The sequence below is a fragment of the Flavobacterium sp. LMO6 genome, from assembly GCF_009495795.1.
In the GTDB taxonomy this organism is placed as follows: Bacteria; Bacteroidota; Bacteroidia; order Flavobacteriales; family Flavobacteriaceae; genus Flavobacterium.
In genome coordinates this window covers 64,415-86,603 of the sequence record NZ_WIBH01000004.1, presented here as the reverse complement: position 1 = coordinate 86,603, position 22,189 = coordinate 64,415, and the positions used below count along the sequence as shown (strand labels likewise).

Annotated in this window: 13 protein-coding genes; 5 read left to right on the top strand and 8 right to left on the bottom strand. The window is 31.1% G+C overall.

Annotation, left to right across the window (positions count from 1 at the left end; translation table 11 throughout):
* The first annotated feature begins 143 nt into the window (after positions 1-143).
* The 4 genes from GFJ99_RS05465 (at position 144) to GFJ99_RS05450 (ending at position 8,720) form a co-directional block, all read left to right on the top strand.
* Positions 144-3,074 carry a TonB-dependent receptor gene (locus GFJ99_RS05465; protein WP_008254881.1) on the top strand — a complete coding sequence of 977 codons (2,931 nt, stop codon included), beginning with the start codon at positions 144-146 and terminating at the stop codon, positions 3,072-3,074.
* A gap of 13 nt (positions 3,075-3,087) precedes the next feature.
* Positions 3,088-4,683 (top strand): RagB/SusD family nutrient uptake outer membrane protein, encoded by a 1,596-nt coding sequence (locus GFJ99_RS05460; protein ID WP_238990084.1) that lies wholly within the window; start codon positions 3,088-3,090, stop codon positions 4,681-4,683.
* A gap of 16 nt (positions 4,684-4,699) precedes the next feature.
* Positions 4,700-5,761, top strand: a complete 1,062-nt coding sequence (locus GFJ99_RS05455; protein WP_153207864.1) for a SusE domain-containing protein — start codon at positions 4,700-4,702, stop codon at positions 5,759-5,761.
* A 67-nt stretch (positions 5,762-5,828) separates the two neighbouring features.
* The gene (locus tag GFJ99_RS05450; protein ID WP_153207863.1) at positions 5,829-8,720 is read left to right on the top strand and encodes an alpha-amylase family glycosyl hydrolase; all 2,892 of its coding nucleotides are present in this window, start codon (positions 5,829-5,831) and stop codon (positions 8,718-8,720) included.
* A 311-nt stretch (positions 8,721-9,031) separates the two neighbouring features.
* Here the strand turns inward: GFJ99_RS05450 and GFJ99_RS05445 are convergent, their stop codons facing one another.
* A complete protein-coding gene (locus GFJ99_RS05445) occupies positions 9,032-9,493 on the bottom strand; it encodes a hypothetical protein (protein ID WP_153207862.1) in 462 nt (153 codons plus the stop codon).
* A gap of 532 nt (positions 9,494-10,025) precedes the next feature.
* On the opposite strand from GFJ99_RS05445, the gene GFJ99_RS05440 reads away from it, so the two are divergent.
* Positions 10,026-11,318, top strand: a complete 1,293-nt coding sequence (locus tag GFJ99_RS05440) for a site-specific integrase (RefSeq protein ID WP_153207861.1) — start codon at positions 10,026-10,028, stop codon at positions 11,316-11,318.
* 13 nt (positions 11,319-11,331) lie between these two features.
* Here GFJ99_RS05440 and GFJ99_RS05435 read toward each other — a convergent pair whose 3' ends face one another.
* The 7 genes from GFJ99_RS05435 to GFJ99_RS05405 all read right to left on the bottom strand — a co-directional run bounded on the left by GFJ99_RS05435 (position 11,332) and on the right by GFJ99_RS05405 (position 22,188).
* Positions 11,332-12,030 (bottom strand): IS1 family transposase, encoded by a 699-nt coding sequence (locus GFJ99_RS05435; protein ID WP_153207860.1) that lies wholly within the window; start codon positions 12,028-12,030, stop codon positions 11,332-11,334.
* A gap of 154 nt (positions 12,031-12,184) precedes the next feature.
* Positions 12,185-12,781 carry a hypothetical protein gene (locus GFJ99_RS05430; protein WP_153213618.1) on the bottom strand — a complete coding sequence of 199 codons (597 nt, stop codon included), beginning with the start codon at positions 12,779-12,781 and terminating at the stop codon, positions 12,185-12,187.
* Positions 12,782-13,996 carry a protein kinase gene (locus GFJ99_RS05425; RefSeq protein WP_153207858.1) on the bottom strand — a complete coding sequence of 405 codons (1,215 nt, stop codon included), beginning with the start codon at positions 13,994-13,996 and terminating at the stop codon, positions 12,782-12,784.
* A 1-nt stretch (position 13,997) separates the two neighbouring features.
* Complete coding sequence (locus GFJ99_RS05420) at positions 13,998-14,465, bottom strand: hypothetical protein (protein ID WP_153207857.1); 468 nt, start codon at positions 14,463-14,465, stop codon at positions 13,998-14,000.
* A 350-nt stretch (positions 14,466-14,815) separates the two neighbouring features.
* The gene (locus GFJ99_RS05415; protein WP_153207856.1) at positions 14,816-15,295 is read right to left on the bottom strand and encodes a hypothetical protein; all 480 of its coding nucleotides are present in this window, start codon (positions 15,293-15,295) and stop codon (positions 14,816-14,818) included.
* 5 nt (positions 15,296-15,300) lie between these two features.
* Entirely contained in the window at positions 15,301-18,798 is a 3,498-nt protein-coding gene (locus GFJ99_RS05410; protein WP_153207855.1) for a DUF6443 domain-containing protein, read from the bottom strand.
* A gap of 6 nt (positions 18,799-18,804) precedes the next feature.
* Positions 18,805-22,188, bottom strand: coding sequence for a hypothetical protein (locus GFJ99_RS05405; RefSeq protein ID WP_153207854.1), 3,384 nt, complete (start codon positions 22,186-22,188; stop codon positions 18,805-18,807).
* Position 22,189 lies beyond the last annotated feature (1 nt).

The following is a 22,189-nucleotide window of genomic DNA, read 5'->3' as shown; positions in this document are numbered from 1 at the left end:
TAAAACAATAAAGTTTTCAACACGAAAACGTTTTCGCAAGGGTTTTCGTAATGTTGAGTTTTTTTATATGTAATTTTTACATAAATTTAACATTAGAAGTGAATATATAAGCTATTAAAAACAATCTAATCTAAACAATTTGTATGAAAACACTGCAAAAAAAGCTGTTATTTTTCTTATTAATATTGCCATTAGGTATACTTGCACAAAGTACTTTAAACGGAACTGTGTTGGATGGGGCTAATTCAAGTCCTTTACCTGGAGCCAATATTATAGTAGAAGGCACTAAAAATGGCGCTACTACTGATTTTGATGGGAAATTTACAATTTCTAACATTAAAAAAGGAGATGTAATTACTATCTCTTACATTGGTTATAAAGACCAAAAAATCACATTTAACAATCAAAACAATATTACAATTACTTTAGAAGAAGATTCTAAAGAATTAAAAGATGTTGTAGTTATTGGTTATGGAACCGTTAAAAAGAAAGATGCTACTGGTTCTGTTAGTACAATTAGTTCAAAAGACTTTAACAAAGGTGCAAATGTTACTGTAGACAATTTATTAACAGGTAAAGTTGCCGGAGTTACTATTAACAGTAATGGCGGATCTCCGGGTTCTGTTCCGACAATTAGAATTAGAGGAGGTTCTTCTCTTTTAGCAAACAATGACCCTCTTGTTGTACTAGATGGTTTACCAATGGATTCTAGAGTTTTAGCTACTTTAAATCCAAGTGATGTTGAAAGTTTCACTATTTTAAAAGATGCTTCTGCAACCGCAATTTATGGTACAAGAGCGTCTAATGGAGTTATTATCATAACTACTAAAAAAGGATCAAAAGAACTACAAGTTGATTATAATGTTCAATACGGTACTGGCCAAAAAGTTAACAAAATTGACGTACTTTCTGCCGATCAATTTAGACAAGTTGTAAATAATCTATATCCTGTAGGCCCAGGAATAACTGATTCTGCTTTTAATCAAGGCATCAGAAATAAAATGGGTGATGCTAACACAGATTGGCAAGAAGAAATTTACAGACGTACTGATTATATTGATAACAACCTTAGTCTTAGAGGAAACTTCTTAGGATTTTTACCAACAAGGTTGACTATTGGAAATACTTACCAAGAAGGTTTAAGATTAACTGACTATATGAATCGTAATAATGTATCGTTAAACTTAAATCCTTCATTCTTCAACAACCATTTAAAAGCAAAATTATCTTTAAATTACACCAATACTCAAAGAAGAAATGCACCAGGGGTTGAAGGTGGCGCAATTGCAATGGATCCAACGCAACCAGTTTATGATCCAACATCTCCTTTTGATGGTTTCTTTGAATTTAGAAACGGACCTTCAATTAATGATTTTGCTACAATTGCAACGGCAAATCCTGTAGCTCAATTATTACAAACTAATAATAGAAGTGTAAATAGAAAACTTTTTGGTAATTTTGAAGTTGATTATAAATTTCATTTTTTACCTGAACTTCGTTTAGTTACAAATTTAGGTTTAGATAGAGATGAAGGATATAGTAAAAATTTCACTCCAGCAACTGCAAGAACTTCTCCTGTGAGACAAAATGTCTTAATTGGAAATAATAGCTATTCTGATGGCGTTAGTACAAATAAATTATTAGACGCCTATTTAGTTTATAACAAAACTATAAATGATTTAACATTTGATATTACTGGTGGTTATTCTTACCAAATTTTTGAAGGAAATGGATATACAAGTAGAAATCAAAACAACGCTGATGACGTTCCTCAATATTTTGTGAGTGACGATATTGTATATGTTGGTTTCTTTGGAAGAACAAACTTCAGCTTTAAAAATAAATATTTGTTAACTTTAAGCTATAGAAGAGATGGGACATCTAGATTTTCTGACGCGAACAGATGGGGAAATTTCCCTGCAGCATCTTTAGCATGGAAAGTAAACGAAGATTTTCTTAAAGATAACAAAACCATTAGCGAATTAAAACTAAGAGCTGGATGGGGTATTACAGGGCAACAAGATATTGGTGCGGGATTATTTTATTTACCACAATACTTCTTGGGAGATCAAAATTCACAATATGCATTTGATAGTAATTATTACAACGTTGCACAACCCGGAGGTTTTAATCCAAATCTTAAGTGGGAAGAGACAACAACCTATAATGCAGGGATTGATTTTGGAATTAAAGACAATCGTTTAAATGGTAGCTTAGACTTCTTTTATAAAGTATCAAATGATTTATTCCAAGTTGCGCCTTTTGCAGATGGTAGTAATTTTACTAACGAAGGGCCTCAAAATATTGGAAGCATGAGTGTTAAAGGTTTTGAATTAAACATTAATTATGATGTTTTAAAACAAGAAAATTTAAATTGGAGTGTAAACTTTAATGCTTCTAAATTTGAAAGAAGAATTGATGAAATTGCTGGAGGTGTGCCAATCTTCGTAGGAAATATTGGCGTAGGAACAGAATCACAAATTATGCAAGAAGGATATACACCTAATTCATTTTATGTATTTAAACAATTATACAATTCAAATGGAATGCCAATTGAAGGTGCATTTGCAGATTTAAATGGAGATGGTATTGTAAATAATAGTGATAGATATATCTATAAAAATGTTGATCCAGATTTAATTTTAGGATTTTCAACAACCTTTAATTACAAAAAATTTGATTTAGGTTTTAACTTAAGAGCAAGTTTTGGAAATAGAATATTAAATGTTGTTAAATCTCGTTCTTCTTATTATAACCAAATTTTGAATGGAGAATTACAAAACCTTCCTTCATCTGTACTTGATTATAATTTCCAAACTCCAGGCGTTGGTCAAGTATTATCTGATTTATTCGTGGAAAACGGCTCTTTCTTAAGAATGGATTATGCTACCTTTGGATATACATTTCCTAAATGGTTAGAAGGCAAAGCTTCATTAAGAGTATTTACTGGTGTTCAAAATCCTTTTATTATAACAAAATATTCTGGCTTAGATCCTGAATTCTCTGGTGGAAATGACCAAACTATATACCCAAGACAAAGACAAATTTTATTTGGAGCTAATGTCAAATTTTAAAAAAATTGTGAATATGAAAAAAATAAGTCAAATCTTAACTCTTTTATTCATTTCGTTGAGTTTTAACTCATGTACGAGTGATTTAGAAGTTGACCCAAACGATCCTCTGAGACTAGATGAGGAAGCGTTTTACTCTCAACCTGGAGCATATACTAATGCAATAGCAGGTATTTATGGAAATCTTTCTCTTACAAGCACTAATGGTGCCACTTCTTCAAACTTAGGAGGAATAGACCCAGGATTTAGTCAATACGGACGTGTTGTTTGGTATTTAAATAACTTAACTACAGATGAGGCTATTTGGTCATATGAAGGCGGTAATGATATTGGAGTTCGTGAATTACAAAGAAATATTTGGGATGCATCAAATCCGTTTTTCAGAGGAATGTTTAGCCGTGCGATGCTTCAAGTAGCATTAGCTAATGAATTTTTAAGACAATCAACTCCAGACAAATTAAATTCAAGAGGGATTAGCGCAACAGAACAAGCGGAAATAGCATACTATAGAGAAGAAGCAAGAGCATTACGTGCTTTGGCTTACTATCATTTGATGGATTTCTTTGGAAAAGCGGCATTTAACACAGAAAATGATGCTGTAGGTGTTGCAGGTCCTGAATATAATAGAACGCAATTGTTTAATTTCATTGAAAGTGAATTAGTAGACATTTTACCAAATTTAAAAACAGCTAGAACTAATGAATATGGAAGATTAGATCAAGGTTTTGCTAGAATGTTATTGGCAAAAATATATCTTAACGCTGAAGTATATATTGGAACTGCTAAATATGACGAATGTGCAACACAATGTACAGAACTAATAAATGCAGGTTATATTTTAAATTCAAATTATAAAAACAACTTTACAGCAGATAATCATATTTCACCAGAATTAATATTTGCAATTCAATCAGACGGGGTTAGAACTCAAAACTATGGTCCTACAACTGTAATGATTAATGGACAAGTAGGCTCTCTTGAGCAAAATGGAGCTGATATGGGAATTCAAGGCTGGGGAGGAGCTTTAAGATTGAGAAAACAATTTGTTGAAAAGTTTAATGGTTCTGAATTTAATAATGATCAAAGAAATAATATTATTTCAGGTTCTAGAAATATAGAAATAACTAATGTAACCGATCGTGATCAAGGATATATTCTTTTTAAATATTCTAACAAAACTTCAACAGGAATTGCAGGCTCAAACTCAACATTTGCAGATACTGATTTCCCTTTATTTAGATTTGCAGATGTTTATTTAATGTATGCAGAATGTGCTGTAAGAGGAGCGTCAACTGCTACTTTATCTCAAGCAACAACATATATAAATTTAATTCGCCAAAGAGCTAATAGTGGTTCAACTAGCGCAGACATTTCTCAATCTAACTTAACTTTAGACTTTATATTAGATGAAAGATCAAGAGAATTACATTGGGAAGGCCATAGAAGACAAGACTTAATCAGATTTAATAAATTTACAGGTGGAAGTTATAACTGGGCTTGGAAAGGAAACGGAGTTAATGGTATTGCTTTACCTCAACACATGAAAGTTTTCCCTTTACATCCTGCAACTTTAGCTTCAAACCCTAATTTAACTCAAAACACAGGTTATTAATCAAAAAAAATTAAATATGAAAAATATAGTAAAATCATTTTTATCAATTGCTTTAGTAGCAAGTTTGGTATCTTGCGAAGATGAACAAAATTTAATGTTCTTAACTCCAGAAGGATCTTTTGAAATCCTTACACCAACATCTGGAGATGAAGTAGTTTTAGATGCAACTACTCCTTTAAATCCAGGGTTAACTTTATCTTGGGAAGATGCAAATTACGGATCAACTCCAACAGAAATTACTTATGAAGTGGAAATTGACAAAACAGGTGATGATTTTGACACACCATTAGTAATTACAAGTACTACAAATACATATGTAACAACTACATCTGATGTATTAAATAGTGCTGTGGTGGCTGTTGGATTAACTCCTTTTACACAAGGATCAATTGACATTAGAATTAAAGCATCTGTTGGTGCTCAAAGTAGCGAAGTACAATATTCAAACGTAATTAACTACTTAGTTACTCCATATTCTACAGATTTACCTAAACTTTCAGTACCTGGAAATCACCAAGGTTGGAATCCACCAACAGCTCCTAGAATTGCAGCTTCTGCTTTTGGAGAAACAGATTATGAAGGATATGTATGGTTAGATGGTGGTTTTAAATTTGTTGCTCCTGATGCAACTGGAAATTTCAACTGGGGTAACACAGATTATGGAGACGATGGTACTTTTTCTGGTGTATTAGTAGAAACAGGAGAGTCTGATTGTACTGCAACTGTAGGTTATTACAGAGTTAGAGCAAATCCTACAGCAGGAACTTGGTCTGCAGACCCTGTAAGCTGGGGAATCATTGGTGCAGCAACTCCAACTGGTTGGGGATCTGATACTGATTTAATTTACAATCCAACTACTCAAAAATTAGAAATTGCAAGTATAGCATTAGTGCCTGGAGCTTTCAAATTTAGAGGAAATAATGATTGGAGCAATGGATTTGATTTAGGTACAGTAAATGCTGATGGTTATTTAGTTGACGGTGGCGATTTAACATTTGACGGAGCAGCTGGTAACTATAAAGTTATACTAGATTTATCTAATCCTAGAAAATACACTTATGAGTTAATTGCTCTATAAAATAATTAATATATTTATCAAAAAGGCTGTCCTTTATCCGGCAGCCTTTTTTTAAAATTAGTAAGCTATGAAAAAACAAATACTATATTTTATAACACTATTTACTGGATTTTACATTCAAGCACAAGTTACTATTACTCCTAGTAGTTTTAATGTAACGGATGCCATAACAATAACTGTTTCTACTGCTGCGCAATCTTGTAATCAAATGGGAACATCACCTGCAAAAGTTTACATGCATGCAGGTATTGGTGACGATACTAATGCTTTTGGATTTAACGTTGTTGGGAATTGGGGTCAAGATGACAGTGTAGGACTAATGACTAATAATGGCGATGGTACATGGAGTATCACTTTAACACCAAGTACTTATTTTGGATTAAACGGAACACAACAAGCAAATGCTACAAAATTAGGAATGGTTTTCAGAAACGCTAACGGAAGTCAAACTTTAAAACTACCTCCATCATGCGGAGATTTTATTTTCAATGTAGGTACTTTTCAGGTAAATTTAGTTAGCCCAGTTAATAATAGTACAACTATTATCAATTCAGGAGGAAACATTTCTATTTCAGCAACAAATACAGGTGGTACGGCTAATTACAATTTAAAAGCAAACGGAACAAGCATAAACACAAGTTCAACTTCAAGTTATTCGTTTAACCATACAAATATTACAGCAAATACAAGTTATGAACTTGAAGTAACTTTAGCAGGATCAACAATTACTAGAAGATTTTCTGTAATTGTAAACCCTGGAAGTACAGCACAATCTATTCCGGGTGGTTTAGTAAATGGAATTAACTATAATACATCAGATAACACAAAGGCCACACTCGTTTTAGAAGCTCCAGGCAAAGATTTTGTTTATGTGGCGGGTAGTTTTAACAACTACAATCCTGATTCAAATTATGCTATGAAAAAAGATCCAAGTTCAGATAAATTTTGGTTGGAACTTACAGGATTAACTCCAGGTGCAGATAATACATATCAATATTGGGTAGTAGATCAAACCCCTATTGCAAACTCACCTTCATTAGTAAAAGCTGCAGATCCTTGCTCTACAATGGTTTTATCTCCATATGATGATGAATGGATACCAAATACTACTTTTCCTAGTTTACCTGCATATCCAGCAGGTCAAGATCGTGAAGTAACATGGTTTAAAACAGGAACCACTCCATACAATTGGCAAGTAACTAATTTTACAAAACCAAACAAAGATAAATTAGTCGTTTATGAATTATTAATTCGTGACTTTGATGCGAATAGAAACTACCAAGATGTAATTAATAGAATTCAATATTTTAAAGATTTAGGAATAAATGCAATTCAGCTAATGCCAATAATGGAATTTGAAGGAAATGAAAGTTGGGGATACAATACCGCTTTTCATATGGCTTTAGATAAATTTTATGGTACTCCTGAAAAATTTAAAGAATTAGTTGATTTATGTCACCAAAATGGAATTGCCATTATTCTTGACATTGCTTTTAACCATGCTTTTGGAAGAAACCCCATGATAAGAATGTGGATGAATGATCCTGATGGCGATGGCTGGGGAGGTCCTGCAATAGATAATCCATATTTCAATACTACTGCACGCCATAGTTATAGCGTGGGTGACGATTTTAACCACTCGTCTACTCTAACCAGAAATTATGTAAAACAAACCGTAAAACACTGGATTGAAGAATTTAAAATAGATGGTTTTAGATGGGATTTGACAAAAGGGTTTACACAAAATTGTAGTGGTGGAGATGATGCTTGTACTAATGCTTATCAGCCGGACCGTGTAGATGTACTAAAAGAATACGCAGATTATTGTTGGTCTTTAGACAACGATCATTATGTAATTTTTGAGCATTTAGGAACAGATGGCGAAGAACAACAATGGGCAAACTACAGAATTGGCGAAGGAAAAGGAATTATGATGTGGGGTGAAATGTATTCTCAATACAAAGAATTGGCAATGGGATATTCTACACAAAATATTTCAAGAATGTCGCATACAAGTAGAGGATTTACAGGTAAAAGACTTATTGGTTACCCTGAAAGTCATGATAAAGACAGAATGATGTATGAAGCCATAACTTATGGTAATGGTGCAGGTGCTTTTCCAGTTAATGGAAATTTAACCAATGCCTTAAATAGAATGGGAGCAATTGGAGCTACTAGTATTTTAGTGCCAGGACCAAAAATGATTTGGCATTTTGGAGAACTTGGAAACAATCAATCCATTTACACTTGTGCTAACGGAACAGTAAATGACGAAAGTACATTTTTTCCAGGCGATTGTAAGCTAGATACTAAAGAACAAGTACAATGGACAGAAAATTGGTTGGCAGATGCAAGAAGAACTTCAATTTTAAGTGACTGGTCTAAAATGATTAAACTTAAAACTTCTGAGCCTGTTTTCATGGGAGACCACAGTATAAGTCCTGATGCTAACAATGTTAGACAACGTATTTATATTTATAACAATTCATTTCCTACAACACAATTGAGAAATGTAGTGGTAATTGCTAATTTTTCTGTAGCTAACTTAACTATTAATCCAAGTTTTCCAACAGATGCTTACACCTATCCTATGACATGGTATGATTTAATGGATAATAATGCTCCAGTTGTGATAAACAACCCAACAGATGTTATTAGTGTTAATTCGGGAAGATTTAGAGTTTTTGGAAATCAACCGTCTACACTTTCTTCAAACGATTTTGAAGCAACTCAAAACACTATTGCTTTATATCCTAATCCTGCAAAAAATAGTTTTGCTATTTCTCGAGATGCGTCTAAAGTAGAAATTTATAACATTGCAGGACAATTAGTTAAAACATATAATGATATAAATTCAAATCAGCAACTTGATATCACAAACCTAGAAACAGGATTGTATTTAATCAAGATAACAGATATAAACGGCATAAGCCAAACAAAGAAAATGTTAAAAGAGTAAATTTACAGTTAGTTAAAAGAAAAGGCCACTTGATATTCAAGTGGCTTTTTTAATACTTACCATTCAAAAGGATCAGTGTGGAAACATGGAAAAGCTACAATATTTCTACTGTAGCTTTTTGTTTATTATTGCTCAAAGTCAGGAGACTTTACGCAGCATGTTTAGTTTTAATTAGAACACTTCGCAGAGCGGGTGTTACTAATTTTGATACATTACCTTTTATTGTGGGCACGGATTACAAATCCGCGCTATCGTTGCGCATATCCGAGCGATCGGGTTTCTATAGCATGAGCTCCAAAAAATCCGAGCTGTCAGGGTTTATTGTAACCAAACAATACAATATCGTAATCTTTTCCATTAAATAAGTATTCAATAAAATTAGGACTCTTGATACTAAAAACCTCATTATTATCTAAATCTACTATTGATAAATTTTTATCACTTATCTTTTTATCTTCTCCAAAAATTACAAACAAATAAAAATTACTTCTTTTATCATATTTGATACAATATCCACATGAAAGAATCTCTTTGTACTTATCAAAACCAGCATAATTTTTTTTGATCCAATTGTCCATTTTTTTTAAATTTTCAGGAAGAGTTAAATCCTTATTTTTAAATTTTGTTGCATAATTTAAAACTGGATAAAATAAATCATTTGATAAGTTTGTTGTTGTTGTCCCAAAATACATTTTATAATTATAATATTGAAAACAAGTGTAAATTATTATCAAAAGAAAACTAGTACCAATAAAAAATTTTAACTTACTCATATCTTATGAATTATAATATTTATTATACCAAGCTCTAACAACTTGATGATTACCCGCTGCGCAAAGTCTCGCGACTTTAAACAAAAATATACAAAAATTATTGACTAATTGAAAATTAATTTTTAACTCCTACTCCTCTTTTTATATAAATTTATTATTTTCTATTCATACTATTCAAAAATATAAAATTAATAAACCATTTAAAGTTTATGTTGATTTTACAGTGGTCACGAGCAAGATGCTCGCGAAAGCATAAAAAACAAGCTGGTACTGAGGTTTTTTCAGTAATCTTAACCCATAAAAAAAAGCTCCAACTTACGTTAAAGCTTTTTGTGCGGGTAAAAGGTGTACCTTGAACCAATATTAATAAATTAAAAATCATTCATAATTGCTTAAAAACCCATATTTTATTGATATAAATCAAATGTAAAAGTTTTAAAAAATTCTTGCTAATTTCTATTAATTCATAAATTTAGGGGAACATTAGGGGAACGGAATAGTTTTTGCATTATATTAGCAAAAAATTATTATTATGGCTACAGGAAGTTTTAGAGTAAAAACAAACAATGAATGGAATACAATTTATTACAGGTTTAAGCAATCTAAAATCTTTGATATTGAATGCTCTACTAATCTTAAAATTCCAAATAAAAGATGGAGTTCAACAAAATCAGAAGTTTTACCGACAAAAGACTTCGATAGCGACAAAGTCAACCTGGATTTAAAAGATTTAGATAGATTCATAATTGGTGAATACAACAAAGATTTAAAATCAGGAATTAACTTCAATAGTAAATGGTTAAAAGAAAAAATTAATAAATTTTTCAATCGTGAAACCAAAAATGAATTATCTGATAATATAATTTTTTTTACCAATTATATAAACACTTTTATTGAGGAATCTAAAACAAAAAAAACAAGAAATAACACCCCTATTAAACCCAGAACAATACAACATTACAATACTACTTTAAGTAAAATTAAATCGTTTGAAGACTTCAAGAGTATAAAATTAAGAATTAGTGATATTGATTTAAAATTTCACAACTCTTTCATTGAATTTCTCGATAAGCAACAAAAACTAAATCCCAATACAATTGGAGGCTATGTAGATGACATAAAATTAATGATTAACTATGCCGACAAAAAAGGAATTGAAATTAACAAAGAGGCTAAATTTAACGAATTCTACACTCCAACAAACAAAACAAAAGATATATACCTTAAAGAAGAAGAAATTAATAAAATTTTCAATCATAAATTCGACTTAGATCATCTAGACAATGCAAGAGATTGGTTCATCATTGGATTAAGAACTGGATTAAGAATTTCTGATTTTTTAAAATTGACAAATAAAAATTTAGTAGATGGGTTTATTGAAAAAAACACAATAAAGACAGATTTTCCTGTAATAATACCTATCCATGAACAAGTTCAATTTATTCTTGACAAAAGGAATGGAAAATTTCCAAGAGAGATTAGTGACCAAAAATTTAATGACTACATAAAAAAAGTTTGTGAAGAAGTTGGAATTTCTGAAGAAGTTGAGGGAGCGAGAATGGACGAAATAATAACTAAAAAAGACGGCAAAAAGGAAATCATTTATAGAAAGAAAGCAGGAATGTATAAAAAACATGAGTTAGTTAGCTCGCACATTTGTAGACGTTCTTTTGCAACTAACTTGTATGGAAAAATTGACACATTAACCATTATGAAAATAACAGGACATAAAACGGAAGCTCAATTTTTAAGCTATATTAAAATAACTCCAAAAGAATATGCCGAAAAACTGAAAGCCTATTGGAAAAATGCCCCTAAGATTTAAAACAAATATTATACTATCCCCAAAAATAAATTCTTAATACACATTGCAACAATATGAAGCTTTTTGAATAACAGATTGTTTTTCTGTTAAGTCGTTTTAGATGTGTTCTTAATGAAAGATTCTTTCTTTCAATATGATTTGTTCCAAATTGTTTTGTATTGTGTACTTCATCTCTTAATATTGATTTATAACGCACCAACTTATCTGTGTAAATAGTTTTAGGATTAGACAACAACAATGTATTAGTAACATATTGCAAGGTTCTTTTAGTTCTTCTACCAATGCTAAAATTTACAACTTTTTTTGTTTTTCTTTCTAAGGCATACACAATCCAAATAGGCTTTTCTTTATTCTTTATAAATGTTCTCATTTCATCAACTTCGTAAGTTCTATTTTTAAAAATAGGCTGATTAGGTATTTTCTTTGCAATTGCAATTATTCTCTTTAATAAAGTAGTTGTGGATATTTTTAAGATTCTTGCAGTACTTCGAATTCCTAATCCTTCTTTTGTAAACTGAATAATTCTTTTATTTACCCAATGATTATAGGCTTTATAAGTATAACAATCGATGAATCTCTTTTTACAGAATTTACAAATAAACTGTTGTTTTTTGTTAGCAGTAAATCCATTTTTGATAACATTATTAGAACCGCAACTTGGACAAATTTTGCTATCACTTAGTTTGACACACGAGGCCTCATTTTTTATCATTTTCTTTAATTTAAGAGCATTAAACATAAAAAAGGATGAGCTATATAGCTCATCCTTTTTACAATTATTTTCATTTTTTATTGATTTTCAGACTTTTGACAACACAAAATGTAATCAACACTAAATCTGATACATTACCACATTATCTTACCCATCAGCGAGTTTTTACAAGTCTATATTTTTGAGGAAGTCCATCAAAGCCAATTGGAATAATTTCTTTGTTTTTAATTTGCCAAAACTCATTCTCGAAAACTCTGTTTGATTCAAACTGAACGTCAAAACACTTTGAATTACCCCCTTTTATAATATATTTTGGAGAAGACAGTCCTTTGGAATCAGTTATTGTAAAACCTAAAAGAGTCTTGTCTGTATATGTAATTTCATATTGGTTTTGTAAAGAAATAACTGTTCCATCTATAAAAAACAAATCAACAGAGTAATAAAATGAACTCCCAAACTTATCTTTAACTCTGATTTCTGTTTTACCATGCTTTGTTTTTGAACTTTCTTTTACAATGATTTTATCTCTCTGAGGATAACTATCAAGAATAATTCCATCATTTATGACTTTGTAATTTCCAACAACCTTAATATCCAAAAACTCTCTTTTTTGATGATATACAAATTTGTTGTCGGGAAGTAGTTCGATTTCTTCATGAAATTTTCCACTATTAAAAGAGTACACCCCAACAACGTTAAGTTGTGGAATATAAATACCAATTATGCACAAAAAAAATATTGTCTTCATCATTTATGTTCTTTTATTAATACCTTTTTGATAAACCTTTTTCCAGCCTTTATATACTTCATAAACAGGTGTTCCAAGTCTACCAGCTTCTATAGTTGCATCACGTAATTTTTTACCTTCACGAGAATATATATTAAAAAATAGAAATGTTGACTTCAATCTAACATCTATCGATGGGAGAGTCTGATATGCTGGAGGCGTCTGAGTATTTCCAAAATTATACACATCATTGTTATTCCATTTAAATCCTGAACTACTAAAAAATTGCATCCCACCATCCAAGGCTCTTTCTCGATTGTAAGATTCTGTTTCATCTCCAATATCATATAAACTACCATAATTGGAATTATTCGCAACAATAGAAATTTGTCCTGTTTCAAATTGATAACCATGTTTTAATTCATGTCCTATCATTCCCTTACTACTATCTGCTCCTATTCCTATCATTACTTCTTCAGTCGACATGTCATAACTAACTCCACCACCGTTTACAGTACTATCAAAATGAACATTATAAACTTGGTCTGATTTTTCTAATTTAGAAATTTCTTTTAAGGATGATTTATTTACTCCTATCAGCATTTGCCCAATTTCGTTACTAATAATCCCTTTATTAATATAATCATTTATATCAGTTATAGCTTGATTAAGTGAAGCCTTATGATTTTCTACAATTTTATCTGGGTCTTTAATTCTCATACCATCTGGGCCATAAAACATATCTTGCTCAGCAACACTATGAATATTAGTAAATTTTGCAAGACCAAAATCTGTTATTAAAGCTTCATTTGAATCTGAAATTAAAATATTTGTGGGCTTAATATCAAAATGAATTAATCCCTTTGTATGAATGTGATTAACTCCTGAAAGAAAATCAATTGAATATTTTAATATTTCTCTTACTGTCAAAAACTGATTATTTGTCAAAGATTCTAAAGAACCTTTTCCATAATAAGGCATAGCAATGTAAATGTAATCGTTATCTTCACAAGAATAATTTACAGTTACAATATTTTGATGCTTAGAAGCATAAAGACATTTTGCTTCTCTATAATAATCGTTAGGTGAAGTAAAGTCTTTTTTAGGTATCCTCTTTATAACTACATCAGCATCAAATTGTTTGTCATGTGCTGTGAAAACATCTGAATTTTTTCCTTCTGCTCCAATATTTCTTTTTAATTCAAAGTTTAAAGTTGCCTCTCTTAATCCTATATTCATATTATAAATTTAATGCAGCTAATGCTGATAATACTGCTTCTCTCTCTTGGTCGTTATTATCTTTAAGAAATTCTAAACCAATAGGAATTTGTTCACCTGATACAATTTTTTTAAAATCACCATTATTTCCTATACATAATAATCGAGATATTTTTGAAATATTACCTCCAAAATATTTTTGCACTGAGCAACTGGAAAACAACTCTTGAATTACAGCCTCAATCGAAACTCTTTCTATACTTATTGATTGTGCATTTCCTTCAGTAATTTTAATTCCTGCTTTGGTTACTTGATACTGATTTATTATATCAATTATTGTTTTTCTAATAAAATTTAATTTATCAGGAGTGGATAATGATATTGGTAAAATTAATTTATCAATCACCAAAACTGTATTTTCTCCCTTATTTTGCTCGATAACCGCAAAAAAAATCTCTTTTGGGTTAGCTCTTATTCCAATTGTCCTCATAAATGAAAATCTATTTAATTAATGTTAATAGTTCAAAATCAAATTACATAACTCCTTTTGTAAAATATAATTAATTGCAAATCGGTGATTAGCGGAAATGCATAACAACAAAACAATAACCGAAAAACATGGTTTTATCTAATGGTATTTTGTCATTTATTTCAATAATACACAAATAACCGAAAATCAATTATTACTATTTTACGGAAAACCACATTTTGAATAAAAAAACGGCATTTCTGAATCATACATCAATGCCGTTTATTTTTTTGCGAACTAGTTAACTAATCCTATTTTAATTTAGGATTTATGAATGGTTGTTTGGTTAAATCTAATTATTACCATTACAACTATTCCATAACAAAATTTTCATATTGTTTGTCCTCATTTTTAAGTTCATAACCCCCAATTAGAGCTTTCTTTAATAAAGCCTTACATCCAGGATTTTTATTCTTTACCCCTTCAATTAAGTATGACACTACAAAATCTTGTTGATTTTGATTTAAACTAAAAAACAACTCTTTATTTCTTTTACCTTCATTATGAATCATTATCATTTGAAAATAAATAGTTACTCTTGCATTGTCATTGTTATATTTGTCTGCCATAATTATAGCAATTGGCAAAATCTCATATCTTCCAGAATTGTTTTTACCATAATATGTAATTAATTCTCCAAAAGCCCTAGAGTCCCCTTTTTTAATACATCTTTCCGTTAGATTATCGACATATTTTTGATTATCCGAAATTTCAATTTTCTCCCCTTCATTTTTGTAATTATTACAAGAATTAAAAAGGAAAAAGCAAAATAAAAAAATGAATACCCTCATATCTATTATTGTTTTTTTGTTGTTGAATTATTTACAATTTCTTTTACATACTTAACCCAATGTCCTCCATTATGTACAATAAATCTTTTCCTATGATAGTCTCCACTTACATTACTAGTAGGTGCGATAACCTGAAGATTTCTACCTTTTTCAAAATTATAGACGGCAAATTCTTCTGCTATTGGAGTATTTGAACCATCAGTAAACTTATCAGCTGTTAAACAACTATATAATATAACTGTTAACTCACCTCCATTATCTACAAAATTTCTCCAAACCGCACTATCCCTATACAAAACAGCTTCTATGTCTTCAACGGTCTGATATCCGCAAGTAGTATTAGCGTTACCGTGTGTAAATATTTTTAAAACACCTTCTTCAACTATTTGATTTTCTGCTGTTAAATACAGACCTATATGAATTTTGTCATCAGGGTCAAAATAGTTTATGTTTTCACCATTCCCTTTTCTTTTTACTCTAGCCCCATCAGCTGTTTTAGAATTTGTTGTCTTTTTCTTTTCTTTTTCCTTTTCTCCAATATCTGCACTTTCACCATTGCTTGCAGAAAAAGTTCCATTATTATTATTAATCCATGTAGTTTCACCATCCCCTGATTCATTCCACATTTCATCAATAAATGACTGTGAAAGCATTCCATCAGGGTCGATAAAGTATGTTGGACAATTCATAGCATAGGTATATGGTGACCATCTTCGTCCTAGTTCAGCAAGCGGGTCAATGTTCATCCAACGCCCTAGTGCAGGGTCATAATTCCTTGCTCCGTAATCATACATGTTAAGCCCCAACTCGTCTTGAAACTCTTTACCATTGTACTTATACTTATAAGCACTACTATAACCAGCAGGTAGTTGCGTAATGTTTATATAATAATTAGCCCCGTCTTCTACCTCAACAAAATCATACTTTGTGGTGTTGTAGCTGGTGTGTTTTAAACCAAATGGGTAATAATGATTTTCTTCTAAAATTGTTAATGGAACAGGTGCTCCTGGCAATGGAATTACACTTGGATTTGTCGTAAAACTTAATCTGTTATTTCCTAAATGATCTTTATACTGATATACATAGTTGTAAGTAAAACTTCCTCTTTTACCCACCGTTCTATTCACATAACCCTCAGCATGTGGAAAAAAGTTTAATACGCTGTTTGTATATTGAAAACCTCCATTCATATATGTAGAAGTTACTGGTGTTGTACTGGCATCATGAACATATTTTTGAATTTTTTGTCCTAATGCATTATAAAGATAAGTAATTCCTCTGTTTCTACCAATAAAAAGCATTGAAACTGGTAAATTTAAATGATTATATGTTATTGAATCTATCTCCTTGTTGGTGTCTTTAATTAAATTTCCATAAGCATCATAATCATAATCATTGGCAGGGTCTGTTATACCGTTGCTGTCGTCTTTAAAGCCTTGTGGATGGTTGCTTTGGTCTAAGACTTTTACTAACTTATTTTTATTGTTTGTGTCATAGGTATAAACCAAATTATCAATCTCAATAGCAAAGTCATTACTGTCTAAATCACCATTTCTAACTAAATTAGTAATGTTTCCGTTTTTGTCGTATCCAATTTTTTCTAAATAGCTATTGGTTGTAAACGCACTAGGAATAGTAGTAGATAGTGGTTTGCTGTAATTAGCCAACAGCAATCTGTTCAAATTATCATAGTGATATTCATACTTTCGTAATACATTGTCGCTTTCACTTTTCCAATAGGTTTCTGAAATATTTCCATTATATAACGGAGTTGTTCCTTCGTTATAATTAATTTTAAATGCAAATAAATCGCTAGATGTATTAGAATCAACATCGTTAATCTCTTTTAACCAACCTCTAATATTGTATTTATAATCTACTTTTTGATAGCAGTTAGCTCCTGTAAAATCTTGACCTCCTACTTCTTTTTTTATAAGTTGCCCTAACTCATCGTAGTTGTTTTTAGCAATTAACATTTCGGCACCATCATTTATCTTGTGCTTGTGTACTACTAATTTGTCTTGTGGTGAATAAGTAAAGGTTTCTGTAGTTGTTAAAACGGTTGCATTTGTATTATATTTATGCTTGGTAACGATTTTTTCTACTTTTCCAGCCCAGTCAATCTTGGAATCAACCTCTGTATAACCACCTAAAAAGTTAGTGGTTCTTGTTCTTATAGGTCTGTATTTATAGTCATAAAGAGTGTAAGATGTTTCCGCTGTTGTGCTTCCTTGTGTATCTAAAACTTTAACCCATGAACCTGTTTGCAAACCTCTTACAGCAGTTACCGCCCCTTGCCCATCAACTGTTTGAGGCATGGTAGGCGCACCTGCAAACGTATAATTGTCGTAGAAATTTTTAGTTAAAATATCATTTTGCACTAACACAAATGGATTACCACCCGCATTTAATACCTCTTGATGATTTTTACGTTCTGTTTCATTTACGGTCATTTGTTTCCAACCAGTTTGTGATACTCTGCCAAACTCATCATATTGCGTAATCATCCATCCTAGCGTGCCATCACCATACGGATTATAAGCTGGACCCGTTGCAATTGGTCTGTCTAATTTATCATACACAATGAATTCCCATTCTTTTCCTGGTAGTTTTTTTTCTACCAATCGGTTTCTGCTGTCATATTTATATTGGTAGCCTAAATATTCAAGATTAGTTTGTGAAGCATTACCTTCTGCCAATGGCGGAATTACATAGGTAAGATTTCCAAATTGGTCATAGATATAGTAAGTGTCGTGTTTTTCCCCACCATTATAAGTACGTTTCAACACTACTTTACCTTCTTTGTCTTTGAATTCTTCTGAAGTATTGTTATGATTATCTGCTTGAACCCAATTCTCATCTTTTGTTACCGTTTTGTATAATTGATTCGGTAAATAATTGCTTGTTTGAACAATGGCAGGTTCATAGAGTCCTTTTGAAGCATTCCATGTTGAAACAACTCTGAAAAATTTTACTTCGTTTTCTATATTGGTTTGATAATCAAACTTAATTTCTTTACCATTACCCATAGCCCAAACATCGCCAGGAGCCGCTTGTTTGAAAACCCTATTTAATGGCGAACTTTCTAATTGTTTTTCACTAAATGGATTTCCAGTACCTTCAAAATATTGATTTCCTGTTTGTGTAGCGTTTGGACTGGCGTAAAAATTTAATAAATCCGTTTGTGCTGACGGCAAATAATTTAACGAAGCACCTGTGCTTACATAAGGTAGATAATCTCTAGTTTGTCTACCAAATTGGTCGTACTCGATGTGGGTAATAATATCTTTACCCGAGTTGGATTGTTTGTGTGCCACTTGTTGGATAGGTCTTCCTAATCCATCAAAGTAACTTACTTGAACATTCGCAACATTTACATCAGGGTTTGGGTTTGATGTTGCTGTAGCTTGTTTGTAGGCGGTGGTTTTAACATAATTCTGGTCGGTGCTTTGTCCCAAAGCAAGAACAGGTATAATTGAAATAATAAATAATAACTTTTTCATCTTGCTTTAGTTTTGTGTTCTGTAATGATATTGATTCTCACTTAAAATATTCCCTTGAGCATCTTTTACAAACTGTAATCGGTTAAAACCATCGTAATGATAGGTTTGTTTGTCACCTTTAGGGTCAGTTACGGTGCTTATACCTACTAATGGTTTGTAGGTGTAAGTAGTTATCATAGCATTAGGAAGAGCAGTTCTTAAGCTATTTAAAGCAGTAATTAAACTAGCTTCATTTGTTCCATTTGAGAGCGTTTGTAAATTGGCTTCATATTGCTGTATCTGACTGTAAGTAGCATTTTCTATTTTAGCAATGGGTTGGGTTTTGTTATATCCCCAAATGTAGCAAATTGTCATACCGCCTTCTTTTTGTACTTGTAGTGGGTTTCCGTTAACAGGATCTACTAAATTGTATATAACACGTGTTTCTAATGGAGCTGAACCTTTTGACGCTTTTATGAATTCTGGTGCTAATAATGTAATGTTTGCATCGGCATTCCAATCTTTATAAACAGTTTCAATAGTTGCTAATTTTTCTCCATTTTTAAAATTTTCGGTTATTAATGGAATTGCGACCATGTTTTTATCTTTAAGAGCTTGATTTGATGTATTGGAAGCATATTGGTATTTTGTTTCAGATGTTTCCCCAAATGAATTTGTAGTGGATACACTTGCTACATTATAATGATTGTTGTAATCATATCCATAAGTTGATACCGTTTCCATTTCTTGACCGTTATCAAAATATTCGGTTACTTTGGTTGTACTTAAATCTAATGTACCGCCTGTGAAAAAGAAAGTTCTGTAACCAGGTAAACTTGTTGTAGCATTATAAACATAATAATTTAGATTACAACCTATTGAAACAGGATAACATAATTGTGTTTTATTTCTTAGATATGGGAAGCTAGAAAAATTTTCAGCAAGTGGTTTTACAACGTCTAACCCAAAAGGATAAACATTACTTATAAAATCTTCACTCATTAATAGATATGAAGGAATTGACAAAGAACCATTTAAGAAATAATCATTAGTAATTTCTTTTACTTTTTTGAAAATACCATTTTCTTTTTTATAAAATATTTTTGACAACTCTAACCCTCTTAACCATTCGTAGTCTGAAATGGGATGATGTGGAAATGTATAATATTGTCCAAAATCAAAAGGTAAACTATATTTATTTGTTATTTTGTCTTTACTGTCGCCACTATTATTCAAAAAATATTCATTTACCGTGTGGTATGCAAAATTGTCTTTTGAATATGCTCCAAAAAGACCACTCGCTGGGCTGTAAGCATGATCATAAATTGGATATTGCCCTACTCTATGTTTAATAATTTTATAATTTGATGTACTAAATATTGCCCCATTAGGAGAATTATCTGTTTCATTTTCATAAGAAAATAATTTTGAAAATTCGAGGTTAGAATCAGCGGTAAAGTTGTTAATCTTTTTAATTCTATTACCAGGAGCATAAATATAACTGCTATTAATTGTTTCATCCCAATTTAAATGCACAAAAAAGAATCGCGCAATATTTGCCTCAAAATCAGGATTACCATCTGGCAAGTAAGTAGGTAATTGACTCCAGTCTGGAACGTCAGGATCAAATACTAATGTATAAGTTCCTGGTTCTAATTCTAATGAATTTGTTCCTAAGTTTTGAAGAGAAATATAAAAATTATTATTTGAATCTAGTAAATAACAAAAATATCGGTAACTTCCACTGGTATTGATATTTACTTGGCAACGTCCAAATACACTTGTTGAAACAGTAAATGTTTCTTCATATCTTGCTCTTGTTATATTGTATTTATCATAATTAAAATATCCGAGAGTTACTTCTCTAAAATTAATAGGATTTGTATTTGGAATTACATATCCAACTGGTCCATTATAAGATAAAGAAGATGGTCTAGGCAATTGATTTAAAACAATATTAGGTTCATATTCAAAAGTAGTATAACCACCAGTAGGATAAATAATCTTTTTTAACAATCCCGCTTGAACTTTTATTGGATCTACAACAGCGTCATCGTAATTAGTATTTCCCCAATTGATAAAATCCCCTCTATTTTTTCCATTATAATACCCCCAAAAGTCTATTGAATTTGAATGTCTACTTGGTAAAACTTGACTATCATACTCAAATTGATATTTCTTCTCCGTGTTTGTTCCTAAACTATCTTTAAATTCTACTGATTCCAAAAACAAACGTTTTTTTGCAAAATCATCATCCAACATAACGCTATTTGGATTTATATTATCAATTCCTGTAAAGTTGGTATAGTAATAGTTAAGTTGTATTTGTTTAACACATTGATTGGTTTTATTAAATAACTTTATTTTATCTAAACTATATCCATTTTGTAAATCTTCTCTTGGTATTTCTGACTTTACAAAAACTACTTTTCCTGTATCAAAATGAATTTCAGAAAGTCTTTTTTGGAAAGACAATATTTTTGAAAAATGACAAGTAACAGGGTGAACTACATCATAGGTTGAACCATTTTGTAATGTTGAAGAAGTTATTGTTTCAGTATATTGATCTGTATCTCCACTACGTCTAATAAAAGAGGTTGTTTCGTCTTCATAAATAAATTCAATTACTTCATTTGTATTGGTTACAATCTTCTTTAAAAACCAAGAACTATATGCTATATTAACATTATTTCCTCCAGAACTTTGTAATCCATTGTTGTTGTATGTATAAGTGGTTTCTGTCCATTCGTATTCGTTTGAAAATGAAGTTGGGTAAACTATATTTCCAAAAATATAAATATTCCCCTGATTATCTGTTACTCTAAATCCCGACAGACCTCCTCCAGTATACTCAGGTACAATTTTAATATCGCTAAACTTTTGCGTTAAAAATGTTCCCGTATTTTTATCATAATAAAATTCTCCACTAAAAAAGTTGGTACTTATCATGTATTTATCAGGATAATAATCGTAATACTGGTAGCCATTTTCTCCTTCGGTTAATAAAGCTTGATATGTTCGAGTACTATCACTTGAATAATAAGTCGAAACAGAGTTTGGATTTGAATTATAGCCCAAATCTATATCATCAGCCTTACCTCTAATTTGTCTCGAAATCATTCCACCATAACTTAATGCCCATCCTGTTCCAACTCTAGAGGCAATCTCGTTTACTTGCACTCCTCTTGAATGATAACCTAAAGTAATTGGAATGTTTACACCGCCTGAACTAATTTCTAATAAAGGAATTGATGTGTTATGTAATCCATTATTCAAAGAAACAGGTATCTCATTGAATTTAAATAATGCCGAAGCCTCTGGACTTGGTGGCACTACTTGGGGTAATTCTTGAGCATTTATTGTCATGCTCATCAATACTAAGAATAATATTATTTTAAAATTTGTCTTCATT